A 17,900-nucleotide genomic window follows, 5' to 3' on the forward strand; every position below is an offset into this window, starting at 1 on the left:
TCTAGTCCTCCCGGGCGTCCTTCTCAGGCGCCATGTCACCCATCTGCCTCAGGGCATGGCTGGCATGGCGCCTGATGCAGCTCTCGCTCTCCTTCTCGCCCCTGCCTCGGGCGTGCGTGTACACCACGCGGGCGGCCTTGCTCACGCTTGGCGTGAGGTCTACGCCTGCGGGAGAGAGGACGTTGTATCGCAGGGACCACATGCGACTCAGGACCACAAGCGCCACGCTGATGACCACGGTCCACACCCTGCTTACATGCGCCACCGATATGAGCAGGTAATAGGCTATGGACCCAAGGAGCGCGCAGATGGCGTAGAGGTTGCTTCTGCGGAAGATCTTGGGCGTCTCCCCAAGCGTGATGTCCCTCAGCATGCCTCCGCCCACCCCGGTGACGCTTCCCATGAGGAAGCACGCCCAGGGGGAGAGGCCGTACACCATGGCCTTGCCCGTCCCTGCGGCAACGAAGAGCCCCACTGAGATGATGTCCGTCCATGTCAGCAGCCTGGGGAACCTGTGGAGCATCCCCGAGAAGAGGAAGCCCATGGCTCCCGTGGCGGCAGACACGGGGATGGCAAGGGGGGAGCGAAGCATGTAGACGTCTCCCACCTGCATCACCACGTCACGGACGAGCCCGCCGCCCAGACCGCCAAGAAGAGAGAGCACCAGATAGCCAACCAGGTCGAGGTCCCTCTCCTTGCCCACCAGGACCCCGGTGAGAGACCCCACCACGACGGCGCTCAGGTCCAGCCAGGCAGGTATTGCCGCGCTGGCGTCGATGCTCGTTGCCGAGAAGAACTCTGGGATCATAGGTGTCACCATGCTCGAGCCAGGGGCCAAAATGCCCATCCATGGTAGTCATGGGCAGCCAGGCTGTCGAGGACTTGCAGGGCCTGTGGTATGTGTTGCCCCACAATTGGAGAAAAAAAGTATGTCCCACAGGGAAGGCAAGTCATGTATACTTCCCCTTGCGGTTTCAGGGAGAGTTGTCCGAGTGGCCGAAGGAGCACGATTGGAAATCGTGTATACGCCTAAAGCGTATCCTGGGTTCAAATCCCAGACTCTCCGCCAGAACTTCCAGCGGCGCCTCCGGGCGCCGCTTCACCCTTACGGAGGGGTGGCAGAGCGGTTGAATGCGGCGGTCTCGAAAACCGTTTACCCGCCACGCGGGTACGAGGGTTCGAATCCCTCCTCCTCCGCCATATGAGCCTTCTGGGCGTCCAGCAATGGGCGCCTTTTTATTTTTTCGCCTAAGTGTTTTTGGCACACATAGTTCCGATCCCGGTTGGTTTGGGAGAGGTGGCTTTAAGCTCGGCAAGGCGTTCTTTGACATTCCGAGTGGCCAGGAAGTGACCGTCCGTATCTCGGGCGTTCCCATGGGCTGGGCCCGACGTGAGTAAGGCCCAGCCCCTGCCTCTGTCTGTCCCCTGCACGGCCAGCCTCTTTCGGCTAGTCTTGAAGTGGCTTTTTGTCATCGTTGCAATCGATCGGAGCTATGCTCCCGAAGGGAGACAAGGCATGGCAGACAAGACCGGATACTTCTCGCGCTCATGGGCGCTCCTCACCAAGGACAAGGGTTGGATCAAGCCCCTGCTGGTCATGGGAATCTCCTCTATCGTGCCTATAGTGGGCGCGCTCGGCGTCAGCGGATACATCCTTGAGTGGGCGCGCCTGACCGCCTGGGGTGTCGATTCCGCGCCCAAGCAGAAGGGTGTGGACGTGGGGCAGTGCATCAAGAGCGGCTGGCGTGGCTTCCTTGCGGCCGCAGGTTGGGGTCTCGCCCTCGGCGTCATCAACGCGGCCCTCACATGGCTGTTCGACGGCAGCACGTTCGCCTCACTGATCACCCTGCCCATCGGTGCCCTCGCCGCCCCCATTCTTGCCGTGTGCTCCCTGCGTGCGACGATCTACCAGAGCGCCGGTGCGGGCTACCAGGCAAACAGGATCTTCGAGATGGTCAAGAGGGACTTCTCGGGCTTTCTGAAGGTCGTGGGCATGTACCTGCTCATCTCGGCGGTTGTCGCCCTCGCTGCCACGGTCTGTATCCTGGCGCTGCTCCTTCCTGCTATCGTGCATGTGGGCCTGCTCGCGTCGCAGTATGAGTATGGTGGGTATTCCGGCGGCTCGAGCGTCTACGTTGTCGACAGGCTCCTGTCCATGTTCACGGGGATGCTGCCCATCATAGTCGTCATGGGCTACCTCTTCTCCGTGATGGAGTCGTTCATGGCGAGCATGCTCTATACCGGCCTTGGTCTCTGGATGAGGCAATTCAACGTTCCCGCCTGGGGTGCCAGCGCAGACCCGCTGCCTGACTCCACAGAGACGCCCTCCAAGCCATGCTCGCCCGAGCCCGTGCTTCCCGTGGCCCCCTCCGTTCAGGAGGCATCATCTGCTCCAGAGGAGCCAGAAGAACAGCTGGCGCCCGAGGTGAAGCCAGTGTCTGAGATCCGTCCCGCGCCGGAGGTGCAGCCGGCCTCCGAAGTGAAGGCCGCCCCATCGCCCGCAACGGCAGACTCGGTGCCTGAGCCGGAGGACGCTGGCGTTGAGGTAATCTCCCTGAGCTCAGCTCCCACCCATGAGAAGGAGGAGCCTCCCTCCGAGGAGAACCCCAGCTCCCCACAGGAGGGCCAGGACCCTTCGACCATGTAGCGAAGATGTGATGCCCCGGAATCTCGAGATTTCGGCCCAGAGCCATGCGATAGGCCCAGTACCAGCGATAACGGCGTCCCCTTGCAAGCTGCCTGCTTGCTGGTGGCGCCGTTTCTGCAAGCTGGGGGAGCAGACTGGATATGTGGGGACTACGTGGGGAGCACGACAGTTCGCACTGAGGCGTACGGGCAGGTCAATGCTGTGTTACAGTGCAAAGTTGAACTTTCCTGCTCCGAAGGCACCTTCACCAACCGGAGCCGTTAGCCCAGAGGAGGTGACCACATGAAGGCTTATGAACTGCTGTTCTTTGTCGATCCCGCAAGCACCGAGGAGACTCGCGCGGGCGTCATGAAGCGCATTGACGTCGCTGTCACCGAGAACGGTGGCACCATCGACAACGTCGAGGACTGGGGCAAGCGCAAGCTCGCCTTTGAGATCGACAAGCTCACCGAGGGTGACTACACCCTCATCAACTTCCACGCAGATCCCACGCAGATCGCCGAGCTCGACCGAGTTCTGCGCATCAACGATGCTGTCAAGCGCCACATGGTTGTGTGCCGTACTGACAGGGATTAGTCATGGAAGGTGGGCCTATGCCTACGGATGAGAGGCTGTGAGCAACGTGAGCATCAACAGGGTGAACATTTCCGGAAACCTCACTCGCGATCCCGAGCTGAGGCAGACTCCCGCCGGCACTGCCGTGCTGACCTTCGGCGTCGCCGTCAACGACCGTCGCCGCAACCAGCAGACCGGTGAGTGGGAGGAAGTGCCCAACTTCGTGGACTGCGTTGTGTTTGGCAATCGAGCCGAGCCACTCAGCCGTTTTCTCTCCAAGGGCGCGAAGGTTGCCATCGAGGGCAAGCTTCGGTGGAGCCAATGGGAGCGCGATGGCCAGAAGCGCAGCAAGCTCGAGGTGATCGTTGACGAGGTTGAGTTCCTCTCGTCTCGTGGCGGAGCGCCTCAGGTGACCCAGCAGGCAGGCGCGCCATACCAGCCTGCGGGTGGCTACTCTCAGCCAGGCTACGCAGCGCCTGCCCCAGCACCACAGCCCCAGCGTCCTGTCGTTCAGACCCCGCCACCTGCGGACGTCTATGACGAGGACATCCCGTTCTAATGTTGAGGGTGGCCGCAGGCCACCAGAGAAAGGCACAAGACATGGCTAAGCAAAGGCAAGTCGAGCAGCGCCAGCCGCGTCGCAAGTACTGCCAGTTCTGCAAGGAGAGCGTCGAGCTCATCGACTACAAGGACGTTCAGCTCCTTCGCAAGTACATGACCGACCGTGGCAAGATCAAGCCTCGTCGCGTCACTGGCGCCTGCACGCAGCACCAGCATGACATCGCGGTTGCCATCAAGCGCGCCCGCGAGATGGCCCTTCTGCCGTACACCGTCCCCGTGGTCTCCAGCCGCGGCGGCCGTAGCCGCGGCTAGGCGCCAGCTCTCGGGTCAAGACACGTAAGACGTCGGACTGAGCACCGACAAACCGAAGGAGTTCCCATGAATGTCATCCTTCTGGATGAGCTCAGGGGCAAGGGCGGCGAGGGCGACATCGTAGACGTCGCCCAGGGCTTTGCGGAGAACTACCTGTTCCCCAACAAGATCGCAACCCCTGCCACCCCGGGCAACATCAAGCAGCTTGAGGAGCGCCGCCACAACATCGAGAAGCGCGAGGAGAAGCGCATCGCCGATGCAACCGCGACGCAGGAGAAGCTTGACGGCAAGGTTGTGACCGTTGACGCCAAGGTTGGCGAGAACAACCAGCTCTTCGGCTCCGTCACCACCTCCCAGATCGTTGAGGTCGTCAAGGAGCAGCTGGGCGTCGAGGTCGACCGCAAGCGCATCGTGCGCTCCGTGGCCATCAAGACCGCCGGCAAGCACACGGTCGAGGTCAACCTCTACCGTGACATCAACGCCACCCTGAGCGTCCTGGTGGGCGTCGAGGAGGAGCCCGAGGAGACCGTTGAGGTCGAGTCGGAGGAGCCCGCCGAGGCCACCGAGGAGTCCGCCGAGTAGTTTTTGAGGTCACTTCTGGCGCCAGGCCTGCTAGCTGCGGATATCAACAGTCGATGCAGGTCAAGAGCTTAGGGCTTGAAACAGAACAAGCGTATTGTTCACAAGGGACCCCCGAAGGCAAATGTCCTTCGGGGGTCCATTTTTCTGAAAGAATTCATTCGCATAGCAATCTACCTGCGAAAATAAAGAGACCAATACAAATATGCCGTGGTTCTTTAGGTAAAAAACCTCATGTTCCCGCTGAGGCTTTGCGTTTCTGGGTGATGTAGAAAAGTCACCGCAAAAATATTTTTCAAAATTGTAGAAAACGTCGATAAATGGTAAATCTGCCGCTCAGGGGAGATAGCTATCAACAATGCCCTGTTCATGGCAGGTTTGACAAAATCAAAGCAATAGTTTTTGAGATACGATGCCAGCACCCAAAGACCCATAAGGAGGCCTCATGCCCGAAGGCGGCTACGAAGCGGACGGCCTTGCTGCGCTCTCGAGCGGCAGCACCATGCCCCAGGACATAGATGCCGAGAGGTCTGTTCTCTCCGCGATGCTCATATCCCAGGACATCCTGCAGGAATGCCTGGTGGAGCTTGACCCCACCGATTTCTATCTCTACTCCCACAGGTCCATCTTCCTGGCCATGCGCGAGATGTTCGACAGGGGCCAGCTCGTGGAGCCCATCTCCCTGGCCGACCACCTCAAGTCATCCGGGCTCCTGGACAAGGTGGGCGGCGCGTCGTACCTGATCGACCTCAACGGGAACAGCCTCTCTCTGCCCAGCTGGCACCATCATGTCGAGATTCTTCACCGTGACTCGACCCTGAGGGCCATCATCTCCGTCTCCGCCAAGATCACGGCACTTGCCTTCGACGCCCCGGAGGACACCAAGGAGGTCGTTGACACCGCAGAGAACCTCCTGCTTGGCGTCACCAACCGAGAGATAGGGGACAGCTACTCCAACCTCGAGGATGTCATGGGGGACCTCTACACGGAGCTATCCGAGGCCTGCCTCAACCCGGGGGACGCCCTTGGCGTGAAGACGGGCTTCCCGGGAATCGACTCTAGGCTCCAGGGCCTCCGCTCGGGTCAGATGATCGTCGTGGGCGCACGCCCCGGCGTGGGCAAGACGTCGTTTGCCCTCAACCTGGCGGTGAATGCTGCGGCCTTGGGCGCCTCGGTGGCATTCTTCTCGCTCGAGATGTCCAAGATAGAGATCGCCCAACGCCTGCTCTCGGCCTATGCGCACATCCCGCTCTCGGACATCCGAGGGGCGCGCATCAAGGACAACCAGTGGCCAACCATCCTTGATGCTACGCGCGACCTCTCGCACATGGACATCATGATCGACGACACGCCCGGAACGACGGTCACGGAGATCCGCGCCAAGGCCCGTCGCATGCTCCAGGGCAAGGACCATGGCATCGTGCTGGTGGACTACCTCCAGCTGCTCTCGCCCCCCTCGGGCCGCTCGCGCGCCGACTCGCGCGCCACGGAGGTCTCCGAGATGTCACGCGGCATCAAGATCATGGCAAAGGACCTCGAGGTGCCCGTGGTTGCGCTCTCGCAGCTCAACCGTCAGGTGACGGACCGCAAGGGCCAGCGCCCGCAGCTCTCCGACCTGCGCGAGTCAGGCTCCATCGAGCAGGACGCGGACATAGTCATCCTGCTCGACCGATCCATGACCGAGGAGGAGGCCGAGAGGTCAGACCGTCCCGACGCGGGTGTCACCGAGTTCATCATCGCCAAGAACCGCTCGGGCCCGCTGGACATAGTCCCACTTACCTTCCTGCCCGGCTCCACCAAGTTCGTGGAGCTCGACCGCACGCACGCAGAGTAGCGGCGCCGCCCCCGCAGGCGAGCGCCGCGGTGGGCGCCGTCATGTGGGTGTTTCGCAGGGGCCTTGGTCGGGGGCCTGGTGCCGTATACTTGTGCGGTAACGAACGAACTCTCTGAGGGGGGAACTTCATGCCTGCATCAGTGCTGGTGGGTACGCAGTGGGGAGACGAGGGCAAGGGCAAGGTCACAGATCTCATCTCTGGTGACTATGACGTCGTCTGCCGTTATGCCGGCGGAGCGAACGCGGGTCACACCGTCATAGCGAACGGGCACAGGCTCGCCCTGCACCAGGTCCCTTCCGGCGTCATGTACTCCGGGACCTACCCCGTGATCGGCAACGGCTGCATCGTGGACCCCGAGGTGCTGCTGTCCGAGATAGACATGCTCGGCGAGCAGGGCATCTCCTGCGAGGACCTCAAGATCTCCGGCAACGCCCACATCGTGATGCCCTATCACAAGGACCTCGACGGCGCGCACGAGAAGAAGCTAGGCAAGAACCTCATCGGCACCACCAAGCGCGGTGTAGGCCCAACCTACATGGACAAGATGAACCGCACCGGCCTGCGCGTGCAGGACATGCTCGACGAGAAGATCTTCCGCGAGAAGCTCGAGGCGTCCCTCGCCTACACCAACCCCATCCTGGAGAAGGTCTACGAGCTTCCCACCTATACCGTCGACCAGATATGCGAGACCTACCTGCCCTACGCGGAGCGCATCCGCCCCTATATCGTGGAGAGCTCGCTCTTCCTCAACGAGCAGCTCGAGGCCGGCAAGAGCGTCCTCCTCGAGGGTGCACAGGCAACCATGCTGGACATCGATCACGGAACCTATCCCTTCGTGACCTCCTCCAACTGCACCGCAGGCGGAGCCGTCACGGGCTCGGGCGTTGGTCCCACCCAGATCCAGCGCGTCCTGGGCATTGCCAAGGCCTACCTCACCCGCGTGGGGTCCGGCCCCTTCCCCACGGAGCTCTTCGACGAGGTTGGCGACAAGCTCGGGGAGGTTGGCCACGAGTATGGGGTGACCACCGGGCGCAAGAGGCGCTGCGGCTGGTATGACGCGGTCGTTGTCAACTACGCCGCCCGCGTCAACGGCCTCACCGACCTCGCCATCACCAAGCTCGACGTGCTTGGCTGCCTCGACGAGATCAAGGTCTGCGTCGCCTACGAGTGCGACGGAAAGCGCTACACCACCGTCCCCGAGCATCAGAGCGTCTTCTACCACGCCAAGCCCGTCTACGAGACCCTCCCTGGATGGAGCTGCGACATCTCTGGCGTCCGCAACTTCTACCAGCTCCCCCGCGAGGCGAAGGACTACATCGACTTCCTCGAGCAGCTTGCCGGCGTGCGCGTTTCCATCATCACCGTTGGTCCCGATCGCGAGCAGACCATCGATAGGTACTGGAAGTGATGGAAGAGGCCAGGCCACCGCGCTTTGCCATAGTGTGTGACAGCGGCTGCGACCTGCCCCTCGACAACCTCGAGGCGGCAGGCGTTGCCATGGTCCCCCTTGTGGTGCGCACCGCCGGCAAGGAGCACAGGGACTGCATCGACCTTGAGCCGAACGACTTCTTCGTTCGGTTCTCGGCCATCAAGGGCCAGGTTGACTCCTTTGCCCCCTCCCAGGATGCCTTCCTTGAGGTCTACCAGCGCCTGGCGGACGAGGGGCACGAGGAGATAATCTCGCTGCACGTGTCCTCGCTCGCGCGTGACGCCTACGACATCGCCCGCGCGGCGGCCGATAAGGTCGAGGGGGCCAGGGTGCATGTCGTGGACAGCAGGTGCGTCTCCTCCCAGATGGCCCTGGTCCTCGCGCGTCTGGTGAGCGACCGTGACAACGGCGTCTGCGTCGCTGCCGCCCTCAAGCGCATAGGCGAGGCATCGCTTGCCGCCCGCATCCTGGTCATCCCCGCGCCAGACGCCAAGCCTCGCCTCAGGGGCTACACCAAGGCCCGCTCTGGCGTCCTGGGCAGGGTTGACTCCCTGCGCGCACGCGCCATCGGCGTGCGCCGCGTGTTCTGCATAGATGACGACGGCGCCGCCCAGGAGCTGTACCGCTCGACGGAGCTGCATGTGCTCGCCGGAAGGATGGCGCGCAGCATGAGCTGGTATGCCCGCAAGGTGGGGCCGCTCACCTATGTGGAGCTCACCGCCGGCGCCCCCCGCCTTTTGCCCACGCTCGAGAAGCCCCTTGACACCAACGAGTTCGAGTCCACCAGGGCAGCGGTCATCAGCACCAACCCATCCACCACCACCCAGCTGGGAATTGGTGCCGTGGGCATCGCATACGTCCCCTCCTCCCTGGTAACGCCACTGGAGGCCGCCAGGCTCATGGGGGCCGTCGAGTAGCAAGGAGTCAGCATGGAAACGGTAGACATCCTCCTTCTGGGCTCGGGCGGGCGCGAGCATGCGCTGCTCCTGAAGCTCGCGGAGTCCCCTCGAGCGGGAAGGATCTGGGTTGCCCCGGGCAACGGCGGGATGTGCCACCTGGCGCAGCCGGCGGAGCTGGACCCGTGCTCGCCCGCCCAGGTGGCGGCCTTCGCCAAGGAGCATGGCGTGGGACTTGTGGTCATAGGCCCCGAGGCGCCTCTTGTGGGCGGCGTGGCCGACGCCGTGAGGGCCGAGGGCATCGCGGTCTTTGGCCCCTCGGCCTCCGCCGCCCGTATGGAGGGGTCCAAGGAGTTCGCCAAGCAGGTCATGGTGCGTGCCGGCGTGCCCACCGCCGCCTATCGGAGCTTCACTGACGAAAGGTCCTGTTCCGACTATGTCAAGGCACTTGCCGGCCCTTGCGTGGTCAAGGCAGATGGCCTGGCCGGAGGCAAGGGCGTCATCGTTGCCCAGACCACCGAGCAGGCCCTCGAGGGGGTGCGCGAGTGCTTCCTGGGAAGCTTTGGCGATGCGGGCTCCACCGTTGTCGTCGAGGAGATGCTCGAGGGGCCCGAGTGCTCGCTCCTTGCCCTGACTGACGGAAGCACCCTGGTGCCCCTTGCCACCTCGCAAGATCACAAGCGCGCCCTCGACGGCGACAAGGGCCCCAACACCGGGGGCATGGGAGTCTACTCTCCCGTTCCCATTCTGCTTGACGGAGAGCACGAGCGCATGGTCCAGATCATGCAGCGCGTGGTTGACCAGCTGCGAGCAGACGGCATCAGCTACAGCGGCTGCCTCTACGGCGGCTTCATGCTCACCAAGGAGGGACCCAAGGTCCTGGAGTTCAACGCCCGCTTCGGCGACCCGGAGACCCAGGTGGTCCTGCCGCGTATGAAGGCGGACCTGGTCGAATGCTTCCTTGCCTGTGACAACGGCACGCTCAGCGAGGACATGGTCTCCTGGGACGACGACTGGGCGGTTTCCGTGGTGCTCACCAGCGCGGGGTATCCCGGATCCTACGAGAGGGGCAAGGTCATCCGTGGCGTCGAGGACGCCGGCTCCCTCGACGGCGTGACGGTCTACCATGCCGGCACGCGCCTCTCGAAAGACGGGAGCCTCGTCACCGACGGCGGGCGCGTGCTTGCCGTGACGGCTCAGGCCGAAACCTTCGAGGACGCTCGCAACCTGGCCTACCAGGCCTGCGACAGAATCAGCTTCGAGGGGAAGACCTATCGCCACGACATCGGCATCAAGGCCATTCGCGGCAGGGACAGGCTCTAGGGAAAGGCATGGCCAAGATGGACGGGAAGAAAGGCTACGAGGTGGGAGCCCCCCTGGAGGGAGAGCTTCGTCAGGAGATGCTGGAGGACGCCATCGAGGGGATGCGTGACGCGAACGCCGCGTTCACCCTCGACGCGGGTGACCCCGCCTCCCTCCGCAGCTCGGGGGAGCCCGAGGGGCGCGAGTTCGTGTCCGGGGGCTGCGACCCACGCGACGCGGAGCTCGAGGAGCATGTGGCTGGGGAGGACGTGGCCTGGACGGGCCGCATCTTCAATGTGGACCGCCTGCAGGTTCGTCTTCCGGACGGCCGTCACGCCATTCGTGACGTGGTGCGCCACCCCGGCGCGGTTGCCATCGTGGCGCTCACGGACGAGGGAAAGATCTGCCTGGTGAGGCAGTATCGCACGGCCTTGGGGCGCGTCACCGTCGAGATTCCCGCCGGGAAGCTCGAGCTGGGCGAGGACCCCATGGACTGCGCTGAGAGGGAGCTCCTCGAGGAGACCGGCATGAGGGCGGAGCGCATGGCTTTCCTGACGACCATCGCCTCCTCCGCGGGATTCTCGGACGAGCTCATTCACATCTACATGGCGACGGGGCTCTCGTTTGCGAAGCCCTGCCCGGACGAGGACGAGTTCATCAACGTGGACCTGGTTGACCTTGCCGACCTCGTTGACAGCGTCCTGGACGGCCAGGTTGAGGATGCCAAGACCGTAGTGGGGGCGCTTGTGTGCGACGCCGTGGCCCATCGCCTGGCGCCTCCCTCGACCCAGGACTAGCCGACCGGCCCATGGGATGGGTCCCGTGCGCACGTCTGTCGCGCCACGCGCATATACTTAGACTTGGCTACCTGCGTGCATGCCGCACCGGAGCCTTGTATCAGCTGCCGTAGGGAGAAGCCTGATGTCGAGGAAGAGGGAATTCGCCCGCATACAGAGGGGCGCCCTCTCGGCCGAGGAGGCCGAGAAGCTCTTCGCCACCGTCGACGAGACGGGACACACGAACGAGGAGACCGCCCGCAAGCAGCGCAAGCACCGCCGCGACCGCGGCCATGGCGTGGACATCGACCCCCTCTCCGACGCGGACCCCTCGGGTTCCAACGTCGAGAAGGTCATAACCACGACGGCCGTGGCCTTTGTCGCCATCCTCCTGGTGGGAGTGGTGACGCTTCAGGTGATGACCGCCGTTGCTCGCCGCGCCAGCACCGCAAACCTCGCCGAGAACGTGAACATCACAACGGTGGCGTCCGCCCTCAAGGGCGGCGTGGAATGGGGCAACGGCTTCACTCAGTTCCCCGAGGAGTACTCCGTCCAGGAGGCTGACGAGAACACCCACCGCATCGAGGTGACCGTGACGGACATCAGCTCAGGCAACGCCCTCGAGGCGTTTGCGGGCTCCCAGATCCAGGCGACGGCCTTCTCGGTGAACGCCCTCCTCAACCCCAACATCAACACCGTCATCTATCACGTGAACGTGTATGTGGACGGCAGCGGCAAGTTCCAGAACGCCAAGCTCTTCGGCCTGATTCAGCCCGGCGGAGACCTGAAGACCCTCATGACCTTCGTGTGGACCAAGACGGCAACGGAAGGCGGCGTGCGCTTCAACTGCACCATCAGCGGCGTTGACTCCGCAACGGCCGCCCAGCTGCGGGAGAGCATCACCTCCCCCTTCACGCCCAGCGCCCTCATAGGCTATGTGTTTGGCGAGGACAGCGACAGCTCCGCCGTGAGCGGCACCGCTGGGACGGATGCGAAGAAGGACGGCAAGGAGACGGCCTCCGACCCCTTGCCGTCCCCATCGGACAAGGCCGGCGAGGCAAGCCCCGCCGCACCAGGCGGCGGCAACTAGCCAAGCAGGTCCGTTACCTCCTTCAGCTTGCTCTCGAAGCTCACGCCGCGCATCTCGAAGTCGGGCTGCCGGCGGGTGACGACCATGGAGTCATGGACCAGCCGCCCCGCGAAGTCCACGCTCTCATACAGGCTCCTCCCGGCCATGACGGCCGCAAGGAGGCCTGAGGCATAGAGGTCGCCCGTGCCATGCAGCATGAAGGGAAGCTGCTCTCCAGAGAGCTCCTCGATGCTCCCGTCCTCCCCGCAGAGGAAGTTGCGGATGAGCCCGTCGCCGCGAGACACGCCCTTGAGCACCACGTTCTTCGCCCCCATGCCCCTCAGCTCCTCGAGCAGGAACCGCGCCCTCTCATCCGAGACGTCCTGCCCCTCGTAGGGCGTGCCTGTGAGGATCGCCGCCTCGGTGAGGTTGGGCGTGAGCAGGTCCGCGCCCTGCACGAGCCTGGCCATGCTCTGGCAGAGCTCGTCGGTGTAGGTTGGGTACTTTGCGCCCTCGTCGCCCATGACGGGGTCAACGACGCGAAGCGCCTGGGGGTGCTCGCGCCAGAGCCTGAGGATGACCTCGACCTGGGCTGCGGAGCCAAGGAAGCCCGAGTAGACGGCATCAAGCTCCACGCCATGCACGTTCCAGGCGTCGAGGTAGGCGTCCAGCATCTCGGTGGTGTCGTGCACGTAGAAGTGGGGGAACTTCGTATGGGCCGAGAAGAGCGAGGTGGGAACCGCACACACGTCACAGCCCGCGGCGGAGAGCACGGGGATGGCAACTCCCAGGGAGCACTTCCCGTAGCCGCACAGATCGTGCACCGCCGCCACACGCGGCACGTAGGAGCCCTTCCTCTCGTACAGGCGAAGCTGCTTTGAACTTGGCATGTGGTCCTCCTCGTAAAGATCGTCCGGCTTGAGCTCTGGGAAAGCTTATGCCATAGGCATCCGATATTGCGCAGCAATATTTCAATCGTGCTGCATGGCTATGCAGCCACCACACCGCGCTTATACTTGAGGCAAGAAGGAAGGCTATCCTGCCGCCCAGGCCGCTCGCGGACCCTGGGGCGGCCACGGAGGAGACATGTCAGATACCGCAGTGGTTGGCATCATCATGGGGTCGAAGTCGGACCTGCCCGTCATGGAGGGATGCACCAAGCAGCTCGAGGAGCTGGGCGTTCCCTACGAGTTGGTTATCGCGTCCGCGCACCGCAACCCCGCAAAGGTCCACGAGTGGGCTGCGGGCGCCGCAGACCGTGGGATCAAGGTCATCATCGCGGCCGCGGGCAAGGCCGCTCACCTGGGCGGCGTGGTTGCCGCCTACACGCCCCTTCCCATCGTGGGGGTCCCCATGAAGACCTCTGACCTGGGAGGCATGGACTCGCTGCTCTCCATGGTCCAAATGCCCTCTGGCGTGCCCGTCGCCTGCGTTGCCATCGGCGGCGCAAAGAACGCGGCAATCTACGCCACGCAGATCCTTGGGGCCACCCTTCCCGAGTACCGCGAGAAGGTGGAGCTCCTCAAGCGGCAGATGGCGGAGGCGTAGGCATGCCAGAAGGAAGCGGAAAGCACATGAGGCCCGCCCCTGACGCCCGTCCGGCGCAGGCCAGCGGCTCGCAGGCAATGGGCATGCTGCCCGTTGCCGCCATGGAGGGCGTGCGTGCATCCGGCAAGAAGCCGCGCAAGGGCGGCAAGGGGCGCCGCTCTCGCATCGTCGCGAACGTTCTCATCGTGGTGGGGATCCTGCTTCTGCTCGCCGCAGCAGGGCTCTGGGGCTTTTCCCAGTGGCGCTACCACGAGCAGGACGTGATCAACCAGAAGCTCGCGCGCTACGCGGAGGTAACGGACCGCGCCTCCGACGCCCCGCAGGTTGACTGGGAGGGCCTCAAGGCCGTCAACAAGGACGTCATCGGCTGGCTCTACATTCCGGGCACCAACGTCAACTATCCCGTCTACCAGGGCGCGGACAATGACCAGTACCTGAGGCACTCCGCCGAGGGCGAGTGGACCATCGCCGGTCAGCTCTTCATGGACTACGAGAACCGCGCCCCTGGGCTTGTGGACAACCAGAGCATCATCTATGGGCACCACATGCAGAACGGCACCATGTTCCAACAGATTGCGGCCCTGGACGACCAGGAGAACTTCGACAAGATATCTACCATCTGGTACGTGACCGAGCAGGGGAGCTATGAGCTCGAGCCCCTTCTGCTCTACTACACCAACCCGGAGGACACGAACGTCCGCCAGTTCAGCTTCGGCACCCAGGACGAGTTCCACAGCTACCTGAGCGGCCTACTGAGCAAGGCGGTAACCAAGCGCTCGGATGCGTCGCAGGTCATCGCAGGCACCGACCACGTGCTCACCATGTCTACCTGCAACTACTACGACGGCTACGGCAGGACCATCTTCGTGTGCGTCCCCAAGGCCGAGGCCAGCGCCGCATCTGCGCAGAGCTCGTAAGAGCGTCGCCACAGAGTCCTAGCAGCCTTGATTCACGTTTGAGAGGGGAACGTCAGGTGAGAGAAGCTCACGGTCAGGGCCTTGGGGAGCCCTGCCTCGAGGAGGACGGTGACACGCTCCACGAGGAGTGCGGCGTGTTTGGCATCTGGGCCCCGGGGCGTGACGTCTCGCGCCTTACCTACTTTGCCCTGCGCGCGCTGCAGCACCGAGGGCAGGAGTCGGCGGGAATTGCCGTGGGGGATGGGAGCACGGTGCTGGTGCGCAAGGACCTTGGCCTGGTGAGCAACGTCTTCGCAGACTCGGACCTCGCGGCCATGCCAGGAAAGTGCGCCATCGGGCACGTGCGCTACGGCACCTCGGGAGCCCGTAGCTGGGAGGCGGCCCAGCCTCACCTCTCGATGATCGACAGCTCCATGATCTCCCTGGCGCACAACGGCACCCTGGTGAACTCCGACTTCCTCCGCGGCGAGCTGGTGCGCCGCGGCATCCCCTTCCGCTCCAACACGGACTCCGAGGTCGCTGCCAAGCTCATTGGCTACTTCACCCAGGAGACCAACCACCTGCGCGAGGGCATCAGGCATGCCATGAACATGATCGAGGGCGGCTACGCCATGGCCCTCATCCGCGAGAACGCCCTCTACGCCTTCCGCGACCCCAACGGAATCCGCCCTCTCGTCCTGGGCGGCCTTGGGGATGGCTCTTGGGTCGTCGCCTCCGAGACCTGCGCGCTTGACATCGTTGGCGCGCACTTCGAGCGCGAGGTGAGGCCGGGGGAGGTGCTGCGCATCTCAGATGACGGGCTCCTGAGCGAGGAGGGCCTCGCCCCGCGCTGCCCCGCCTCCTGCATCTTCGAGGAGGTCTACTTCTCTCGTCCGGACTCCGTGGTGGCAGGTCGTTCGGTCTACTCAATGCGCTACGACATGGGAGCCCGCCTTGCCCAGGAGGCCCCGGCGGACGCAGACCTGGTCATTGGCGTTCCGGACTCGGGCATGCCGCCGGCGGAGGGCTTTGCCGCGGAGCTTGGCCTGAAGTACGGGGAGGGCCTCATCAAGAACCGCTACGTTGCGCGCACCTTCATCCAGCCCACCCAGGAGCTGCGCGAGATGGGCGTGAGGCTCAAGCTCAACGCGCTGCGCGACAACGTTGCCGGCAAGCGCATCGTCATGGTGGACGACTCCATCGTCCGCGGAACCACCTCCAGGCAGATTGTCCAGCTCCTGCGCGACGCCGGAGCCGCCGAGGTGCATGTGCGCATCAACTGCCCTGAGGTCAAGTGGCCCTGCTTCTACGGCATAGACACCGACGTGCAGTCCCAGCTCATCTCGGCGAGCTCCACGGCAGACGAGGTGTGCGAGTTCATCGGGGCGGACTCGCTTGCGTTCCTCTCCCTCGGGGGCCTGCTCTCGTGCGTGCCCGAGGGCGGCTGGTGCTGCGCCTGCTACAACGGCCGCTATCCCGTGGAGATACCCGATAGCTTCTCGCGGGGGAAGTTCCTTCCGGGGTATCAGCCCCAGAACCTGCACAAGGCCCCCGCCTCCGCGTCACAGTCCATAGACCATGAGCTGCAAGAGCCACGAGAAGGGAACCGCGAGCGATGAGCGAAGAGCAAAGCAGGCACGTCACCTATGCCGATGCCGGAGTAGACGTGGACGAGGGGGCCCGTGCCGTGGACGCCATCAAGTCCGCAGTTGCCTCCACCGCCCGTCCCGAGGTCATAGGAGGGCTGGGCGGCTTCGGCTCCTGCTTCTCCATGGCTGGCTTCAAGGACATGGAGGATCCCGTCCTGGTATCCGGAACCGATGGCGTTGGCACGAAACTGGCGCTGGCGCAGCTCTTGGACCGCCATGAAACCGTGGGCCAGGACCTCGTTGCCATGTGCGTGGACGACGTGGTGCCCATCGGAGCCGAGCCCCTCTTCTTCCTGGACTACGTTGCCATTGGCCGGCTGCGCGCCGAGCACGTGGCCGAGGTGGTCAAGGGCATAGCCGAGGGCTGCAGGCTCTCCGGCTGCTCGCTGGTGGGCGGCGAGATGGCCGAGCATCCTGGAGTCATGGACCCTGACGACTACGACCTGGCGGGCTTTGTGGTGGGCGTGGTGGACCGTCCCAAGATGATCGGTCCCGACAAGGTCTGCGTCGGCGACGTGATCTTGGGCCTTCCCAGCTCGGGCATCCACTCCAACGGCTACTCCCTGGTGCGCAAGGTTGCCGTGGAGGGCAAGACGGTGTCAGAGCTCAACGAGCCCCTGGACGAGCTGGGAGGGGAGTCCCTGGCAGACGCCCTGCTTCGCCCCACCACCATCTATGCCGGAAGGCTGGTGCGCGCCCTCAAGGCGGGAGCCCCCATACACGCCATGGCCCACATCACGGGTGGCGGAATAACCGAGAACCTGAACCGCGCGCTCCCCAAGGACATCGACGCCGTGGTGGACCGTGGCGGCGAGGGGGGGCCAGCCTGGAAGGTGCCGCCCGTCATCACCTACTGCGTGGATGCCGCGCGGCTTACGCCAGACGAGGCCTACAAGACCTTCAACATGGGCGTTGGCATGAGCCTGATAGTGGCTGCCGAGGACGTCGGGCGCGTCCAGGAGATGCTCTCGCAGGAGGGTCTCGAGTCCTTCGTCATGGGCGAGTGCGTTCCGGGCGATGGCAAGGTGGTGTACCGATGAGCGGCTCCCCTGACGGCGAGAGGTGCCCGATCAAGCTGGGGGTGCTCCTCTCGGGCTCGGGCACCAACCTGCAGGCCATCATCGACCGCATTGCCGCGGGCACGCTGGACGCCAGCATAGAGCTGGTAGTCTCCTCCCGTCCGGGCGCCTTGGGGCTCAAACGCGCGGAGGCGGCGGGAATCCAGACGCTGACCCTCTCGAAGGAGCTCTACGAGGACCCCATCACGGCGGACAGGGTGATCGCCTCGGAGCTCAAGCGCTTTGAGGTCGACTACGTGATCATGGCGGGCTACATGCGCATGGTCCACGCACCGATTCTTGAGGGCTTCAAGAATCGCGTGGTCAACCTGCATCCGGCGTTGCTTCCCAGCTTCAAAGGGGCCCATGCCATACTGGACGCCCATGACTATGGCGTCAAGGTGACGGGCGTGACGGTTCACTTCGCAGACGACAAGTACGACTGCGGCCCCATCATTGCCCAGCGTCCGCTCGCGGTAGGAGAGGGTTGGAGCGTGGAGGAGCTTGAGGGCCACATTCACGCCATCGAGCACGAGTTGTATCCCGAGGTCATCCAGCTCCTTGCCGAGGGGCGCGTGAGCGTTGGCGAGGACGGGCGCGTGACGGTCTCCTAGGTCTGCTTGGCAGGTTTCGTTGCATCGGGCGCACGAGGGGGTGAGCATACCCTCACGCGCCCGATGCCTGTGCAGAGGGGGGGCGCTCGCCCCCCTCGCGCCACTGACCGATTAAGCCACAAGGAGTCGATACGCATCCATTGATTTCTTAAGGCTATCTTTCAGACTGCATAT

General features: G+C 63.9%; 18 protein-coding genes and 2 tRNA genes. 18 read left to right on the forward strand and 2 right to left on the reverse strand.

Features of this window, described 5'->3' with window-relative positions:
• Position 1: 1 nt before the first annotated feature.
• Entirely contained in the window at positions 2 to 808 is an 807-nt protein-coding gene (locus CZ375_RS07510) for a trimeric intracellular cation channel family protein (protein WP_077598597.1), read from the reverse strand.
• 170 nt (positions 809 to 978) lie between these two features.
• On the opposite strand from CZ375_RS07510, the gene CZ375_RS07515 reads away from it, so the two are divergent.
• The 13 genes from CZ375_RS07515 (at position 979) to CZ375_RS07575 (ending at position 11,982) form a co-directional block, all read left to right on the forward strand.
• Positions 979 to 1,069: transfer RNA gene (locus tag CZ375_RS07515), tRNA-Ser, on the forward strand.
• A gap of 40 nt (positions 1,070 to 1,109) precedes the next feature.
• Positions 1,110 to 1,200, forward strand: a tRNA-Ser gene (locus CZ375_RS07520).
• A gap of 316 nt (positions 1,201 to 1,516) precedes the next feature.
• Positions 1,517 to 2,647 carry a DUF4013 domain-containing protein gene (locus CZ375_RS07525; RefSeq protein WP_077598598.1) on the forward strand — a complete coding sequence of 377 codons (1,131 nt, stop codon included), beginning with the start codon at positions 1,517 to 1,519 and terminating at the stop codon, positions 2,645 to 2,647.
• 282 nt (positions 2,648 to 2,929) lie between these two features.
• Complete coding sequence (rpsF, locus tag CZ375_RS07530; protein ID WP_077598599.1) at positions 2,930 to 3,223, forward strand: 30S ribosomal protein S6; 294 nt, start codon at positions 2,930 to 2,932, stop codon at positions 3,221 to 3,223.
• A gap of 46 nt (positions 3,224 to 3,269) precedes the next feature.
• Complete coding sequence (locus CZ375_RS07535) at positions 3,270 to 3,761, forward strand: single-stranded DNA-binding protein (RefSeq protein ID WP_077598808.1); 492 nt, start codon at positions 3,270 to 3,272, stop codon at positions 3,759 to 3,761.
• A gap of 41 nt (positions 3,762 to 3,802) precedes the next feature.
• Positions 3,803 to 4,075 carry a 30S ribosomal protein S18 gene (rpsR, locus tag CZ375_RS07540; RefSeq protein WP_077598600.1) on the forward strand — a complete coding sequence of 91 codons (273 nt, stop codon included), beginning with the start codon at positions 3,803 to 3,805 and terminating at the stop codon, positions 4,073 to 4,075.
• Positions 4,076 to 4,141: 66 nt separating this feature from the next.
• On the forward strand, positions 4,142 to 4,657 hold the full coding sequence (gene rplI, locus CZ375_RS07545; RefSeq protein ID WP_077598601.1) for a 50S ribosomal protein L9: 516 nt from the start codon (positions 4,142 to 4,144) through the stop codon (positions 4,655 to 4,657).
• A gap of 442 nt (positions 4,658 to 5,099) precedes the next feature.
• Positions 5,100 to 6,488, forward strand: a complete 1,389-nt coding sequence (gene dnaB / locus CZ375_RS07550; RefSeq protein ID WP_077598602.1) for a replicative DNA helicase — start codon at positions 5,100 to 5,102, stop codon at positions 6,486 to 6,488.
• A gap of 128 nt (positions 6,489 to 6,616) precedes the next feature.
• On the forward strand, positions 6,617 to 7,897 hold the full coding sequence (locus CZ375_RS07555; RefSeq protein ID WP_077598603.1) for an adenylosuccinate synthase: 1,281 nt from the start codon (positions 6,617 to 6,619) through the stop codon (positions 7,895 to 7,897).
• The gene (locus CZ375_RS07560; protein WP_077598604.1) at positions 7,897 to 8,835 is read left to right on the forward strand and encodes a DegV family protein; all 939 of its coding nucleotides are present in this window, start codon (positions 7,897 to 7,899) and stop codon (positions 8,833 to 8,835) included. Before CZ375_RS07555 ends, CZ375_RS07560 begins: the two co-directional genes overlap by 1 nt.
• Positions 8,836 to 8,847: 12 nt before the next feature.
• Positions 8,848 to 10,137, forward strand: a complete 1,290-nt coding sequence (gene purD / locus CZ375_RS07565) for a phosphoribosylamine--glycine ligase (RefSeq protein WP_077598605.1) — start codon at positions 8,848 to 8,850, stop codon at positions 10,135 to 10,137.
• Positions 10,138 to 10,238: 101 nt separating this feature from the next.
• Positions 10,239 to 10,913: an NUDIX domain-containing protein gene (locus CZ375_RS07570; protein WP_077598809.1), complete on the forward strand. Its 675-nt coding sequence runs from the start codon at positions 10,239 to 10,241 to the stop codon at positions 10,911 to 10,913.
• Between the two features lie 124 nt (positions 10,914 to 11,037).
• The gene (locus tag CZ375_RS07575) at positions 11,038 to 11,982 is read left to right on the forward strand and encodes a hypothetical protein (protein WP_234966922.1); all 945 of its coding nucleotides are present in this window, start codon (positions 11,038 to 11,040) and stop codon (positions 11,980 to 11,982) included.
• Here CZ375_RS07575 and CZ375_RS07580 read toward each other — a convergent pair.
• On the reverse strand, positions 11,979 to 12,851 hold the full coding sequence (locus CZ375_RS07580; protein WP_077598606.1) for a PfkB family carbohydrate kinase: 873 nt from the start codon (positions 12,849 to 12,851) through the stop codon (positions 11,979 to 11,981). The two genes, CZ375_RS07575 and CZ375_RS07580, sit on opposite strands and share 4 nt — an antisense overlap.
• 196 nt (positions 12,852 to 13,047) lie before the next feature.
• On the opposite strand from CZ375_RS07580, the gene purE reads away from it, so the two are divergent.
• From purE to purN, 5 genes are read left to right on the forward strand one after another with little or no spacing between them, the layout of a single operon-like run.
• Positions 13,048 to 13,509 carry a 5-(carboxyamino)imidazole ribonucleotide mutase gene (gene purE / locus CZ375_RS07585; protein WP_077598607.1) on the forward strand — a complete coding sequence of 154 codons (462 nt, stop codon included), beginning with the start codon at positions 13,048 to 13,050 and terminating at the stop codon, positions 13,507 to 13,509.
• 2 nt (positions 13,510 to 13,511) lie between these two features.
• A complete protein-coding gene (gene srtB, locus CZ375_RS07590; RefSeq protein WP_234966923.1) occupies positions 13,512 to 14,426 on the forward strand; it encodes a class B sortase in 915 nt (304 codons plus the stop codon).
• A 56-nt stretch (positions 14,427 to 14,482) separates the two neighbouring features.
• Positions 14,483 to 16,024 carry an amidophosphoribosyltransferase gene (gene purF / locus CZ375_RS07595; RefSeq protein WP_077598608.1) on the forward strand — a complete coding sequence of 514 codons (1,542 nt, stop codon included), beginning with the start codon at positions 14,483 to 14,485 and terminating at the stop codon, positions 16,022 to 16,024.
• Entirely contained in the window at positions 16,021 to 17,094 is a 1,074-nt protein-coding gene (gene purM, locus CZ375_RS07600) for a phosphoribosylformylglycinamidine cyclo-ligase (RefSeq protein WP_077598609.1), read from the forward strand. Before purF ends, purM begins: the two co-directional genes overlap by 4 nt.
• On the forward strand, positions 17,091 to 17,726 hold the full coding sequence (gene purN, locus CZ375_RS07605; protein WP_077598610.1) for a phosphoribosylglycinamide formyltransferase: 636 nt from the start codon (positions 17,091 to 17,093) through the stop codon (positions 17,724 to 17,726). Before purM ends, purN begins: the two co-directional genes overlap by 4 nt.
• The last annotated feature ends 174 nt before the right edge of the window (positions 17,727 to 17,900 follow it).

The sequence above is a fragment of the Olsenella urininfantis genome, from assembly GCF_900155635.1.
In the GTDB taxonomy this organism is placed as follows: domain Bacteria; phylum Actinomycetota; class Coriobacteriia; order Coriobacteriales; family Atopobiaceae; genus Olsenella_G; species Olsenella_G urininfantis.

What these genes read in the sequence shown, in the direction of transcription:
- CZ375_RS07510 (WP_077598597.1), bottom strand. Translation starts at nt 808, where the DNA reads ATGATCCCAGAGTTCTTCTCGGCAACGAGCATCGACGCCAGCGCGGCA.
- CZ375_RS07525 (WP_077598598.1), top strand. Translation starts at nt 1,517, where the DNA reads ATGGCAGACAAGACCGGATACTTCTCGCGCTCATGGGCGCTCCTCACC.
- rpsF (WP_077598599.1), top strand. Translation starts at nt 2,930, where the DNA reads ATGAAGGCTTATGAACTGCTGTTCTTTGTCGATCCCGCAAGCACCGAG.
- rpsR (WP_077598600.1), top strand. Translation starts at nt 3,803, where the DNA reads ATGGCTAAGCAAAGGCAAGTCGAGCAGCGCCAGCCGCGTCGCAAGTAC.
- rplI (WP_077598601.1), top strand. Translation starts at nt 4,142, where the DNA reads ATGAATGTCATCCTTCTGGATGAGCTCAGGGGCAAGGGCGGCGAGGGC.
- dnaB (WP_077598602.1), top strand. Translation starts at nt 5,100, where the DNA reads ATGCCCGAAGGCGGCTACGAAGCGGACGGCCTTGCTGCGCTCTCGAGC.
- CZ375_RS07555 (WP_077598603.1), top strand. Translation starts at nt 6,617, where the DNA reads ATGCCTGCATCAGTGCTGGTGGGTACGCAGTGGGGAGACGAGGGCAAG.
- CZ375_RS07560 (WP_077598604.1), top strand. Translation starts at nt 7,897, where the DNA reads ATGGAAGAGGCCAGGCCACCGCGCTTTGCCATAGTGTGTGACAGCGGC.
- purD (WP_077598605.1), top strand. Translation starts at nt 8,848, where the DNA reads ATGGAAACGGTAGACATCCTCCTTCTGGGCTCGGGCGGGCGCGAGCAT.
- CZ375_RS07570 (WP_077598809.1), top strand. Translation starts at nt 10,239, where the DNA reads ATGCGTGACGCGAACGCCGCGTTCACCCTCGACGCGGGTGACCCCGCC.
- CZ375_RS07575 (WP_234966922.1), top strand. Translation starts at nt 11,038, where the DNA reads ATGTCGAGGAAGAGGGAATTCGCCCGCATACAGAGGGGCGCCCTCTCG.
- CZ375_RS07580 (WP_077598606.1), bottom strand. Translation starts at nt 12,851, where the DNA reads ATGCCAAGTTCAAAGCAGCTTCGCCTGTACGAGAGGAAGGGCTCCTAC.
- purE (WP_077598607.1), top strand. Translation starts at nt 13,048, where the DNA reads ATGTCAGATACCGCAGTGGTTGGCATCATCATGGGGTCGAAGTCGGAC.
- srtB (WP_234966923.1), top strand. Translation starts at nt 13,512, where the DNA reads ATGCCAGAAGGAAGCGGAAAGCACATGAGGCCCGCCCCTGACGCCCGT.
- purM (WP_077598609.1), top strand. Translation starts at nt 16,021, where the DNA reads ATGAGCGAAGAGCAAAGCAGGCACGTCACCTATGCCGATGCCGGAGTA.
- purN (WP_077598610.1), top strand. Translation starts at nt 17,091, where the DNA reads ATGAGCGGCTCCCCTGACGGCGAGAGGTGCCCGATCAAGCTGGGGGTG.